Source organism: Bradyrhizobium sp. PRIMUS42, from assembly GCF_023006515.1.
Taxonomy (GTDB): domain Bacteria; phylum Pseudomonadota; class Alphaproteobacteria; order Rhizobiales; family Xanthobacteraceae; genus Bradyrhizobium.
Genome location: NZ_JALBGZ010000789.1, coordinates 1 through 2718 on the forward strand (window position 1 = coordinate 1; position 2718 = coordinate 2718).

2 protein-coding genes are annotated in these 2718 nt (G+C 63.4%); both read right to left on the reverse strand.

Features of this window, described 5'->3' with window-relative positions; translation table 11 throughout:
• Window positions 1–655: 655 nt before the first annotated feature.
• A complete protein-coding gene (locus MOV75_RS33645; protein ID WP_246928571.1) occupies window positions 656–2239 on the reverse strand; it encodes a DHA2 family efflux MFS transporter permease subunit in 1584 nt (527 codons plus the stop codon).
• A gap of 29 nt (window positions 2240–2268) precedes the next feature.
• On the reverse strand, window positions 2269–2718 hold a 450-nt coding region (locus MOV75_RS33650; RefSeq protein ID WP_247007490.1), incomplete at its 5' end, for an HlyD family secretion protein.

A 2718-nucleotide genomic window follows, 5' to 3' on the forward strand; every position in this document is an offset into this window, starting at 1 on the left:
GGCCCGTCCGATCCCGACGCGCGCCACGCGGCGCTGGTGGCATTCGGCGCCATCGTGGCGCTCGGCGCGGTCTCGATGGTGTTGCGAGCACCACGCGAATTGCAGCGGGTTTCTTGGATAGAGCGGTCATGACATCATCCGGCCACCTCTGGGGCAGGCTGGCTCCATCGATGGACGCAAACCGGCCGCGAAGGCCGAGACGGCGTCACTTTGGGTTGGCTTGGACTTGGGAAGTTGAACGATCGGGACTTGAAGCCCAATCGAAGCTGGCGGAAAGGACCTCTAGGAGGTCGAGCACTTACCGAGCCAGAACAGCATCGAGCACGGGCACGCGATCTGCGAATGCGACATAGTCATGCAAATCTCTCCCCGGTTCGACTGAATGAGGTGCGCTTTATAGATGTGCCGCTCGCGCTTTGCAACGGGGCTCGCGCGAGATCACGGATGAGTGTTGCAATTTGGTCTGCGGAGGTGGCTGCTGTCGCGCCCGCCGCCGCCTCAATCTCCGCCGTCATCCCCGCGAAAGCGGGGGATCCAGTACGTCGCAGCGGATGTGGCGAGAGCGGGATCTCCAACGCCGGCCTCTGGAATACTGGATCGTCCGGTCAAGCCGGACGACGACACCGAATGTGTGGCTAGCGGGATGCGCGCAGCATCAATGCGCATCGCCGCCGCCCGTCATGGCGGCCGGCTTGTTCAGCAGCGTCACCAGCAGGCTGAGGCCGAGGTAGAACAGCGTCAGGATGAAGAAGGCGTCGCCGAAGCTCATCACCACGGCCTGGCGATGCACGATCTGGGAGAGCTGTTTCATCGCCATCAGCGTGGAATCGCCGAGCCCCTGGAATTTCTGCATGAACATGGTCAGGGTTTCGGTCGCGGTCGCGTTGCCCCAGGTCACGCGCTCCTGCAGGCGGGTGATGTGCAGATCAGTGCGGTCGTTGAGCACAGTGTTGATGACGGCGAGGCCGACCGCGCCGCCGAGGTTGCGCATCAGGTTGAACAGGCCCGAGGCGTTCTTCACCCTGTCGGGCGCCAGCGTGCCGAGCGCGATGTTGTTGGTCGGCACCATCGCGAACATCATGCCGACGCCGCGCAGGATCTGCGGCACGAGCAGTTCGTAGAAATCGTAGTCGCGGGTGATCCAGGTCATCTGGTAGGAGCCGATCGCGAACACGACGAGGCCGAACGCGATCATGTAGCGCATGTCGACCTTCACCATGAGCCGGCCGACCAGCGGTGCGACCAGAAACATGGTGATGCCCGAGACGAACATGGTCTCGCCGATCATCAGCGCGCTGTAGCCGCGCACCTCGGCGAGATAGCGCGGATAGATGTAGGTCAGGCCGTAGAGGCCGATGCCGATGCAGAATTGCAGCACACAGCCCACAGCGAAATTGCGGTTGGAGAAGGTGCGTAAGTTCACGATCGGCTCGGCCGCCGTGAACACGCGCCAGAAGAAGGCGATCGCCGAGATGGCGCAGATCCAGGCGCAGATCGCGACCGAGGTGTCCTGCATCCATTCGTGCTGCGGACCTTCTTCCAGCACATATTCCAGCGTGCCGAGGAAGCCGGCCATGAACAGCAAGCCCCACCAGTCGAAGCGGTCGAGCAGCTCGAAATGCGGCTCGTCGAAATCGACCAGCGCCAGCACGCCGATGGTGATGCCGATGCCGGGCACGACGTTGATGAAGAATAGCCAGTTCCACGACATCAGATCGGTGATGTAGCCGCCGACCGTCGGCCCGATCGTGGGCGCCAGGGTCGCGACCAGCCCGATGATGGGGCCGACGATGTGGAATTTGGAGCGCGGAAAGACGGTATAGGCCGAGGCGAACACCGTCGGGATCATCCCGGCGCCGAGAAAACCTTGCAGCGCGCGCCAGAGGATCATCTCCTCGATGGTCGTCGCAAAGCCGCAGAGCAGGCTCGAGGCGGTGAAGCCCGCCGCCGAGATCGCGAACAACAGCCGCGTGCCGAAGGCGCGCGACAGGAACCCCGACAGCGGGATCGCGATGACTTCGGCGATCAGATAGGCGGTCTGGACCCAGGCGACTTCGCTGGAGCTCGCCGACAGCCCGGCCTGGATTTCGCTGAGGGACGCCGAGACGATCTGGATGTCCAGGATCGACATGAACATCCCGAACACCATGATGATGAACGCGAACAGCCGCTTCGGCGCGATGCGCTCCGAAGCGGGATCCGTCATCGTGGCAGGTGAAGCAGTGGTGGCGTTGGCCATGGTCCGACCTCGCAGCGCTAGGTCGCTATTTACTGCGGGTGGATCGCGGTGGGATCGTCGAGATCGACCTCGCTGTCGGCGTCGGCCGCGGCCTTGTTGGTGTCGACGGTCGCATAGACCGACATGCCGGCACGAAGCAGGTTCTGCTTCGCCACCGACTTCGGCACGCGGATGCGGACCGGAACGCGCTGCACGATCTTGGTGAAGTTGCCGGTGGCGTTGTCGGGCGGCAGCAGCGTGAACACCGAGCCCGCGCCTGCGGCGATGCTGTCGACCACGCCGGAGAACTTGCGCATGCCGTAGGCATCGACCTTGATCGTCACCGGCTGGCCAGGACGGATACGCTTGAGCTGGGTTTCCTTGAAATTGGCGTCGATATAGCCGATCATCTGGCGGAAGCCGGCCGCCGCACAAGCATCGATCAATTCCTGCAGCAGCAGTCGTCCGACCCCGCGGCCGAGTTGCTCGTGGTGAACGTA

What these genes read in the sequence shown, in the direction of transcription:
- MOV75_RS33645 (WP_246928571.1), bottom strand. Translation starts at nt 2,239, where the DNA reads ATGGCCAACGCCACCACTGCTTCACCTGCCACGATGACGGATCCCGCT.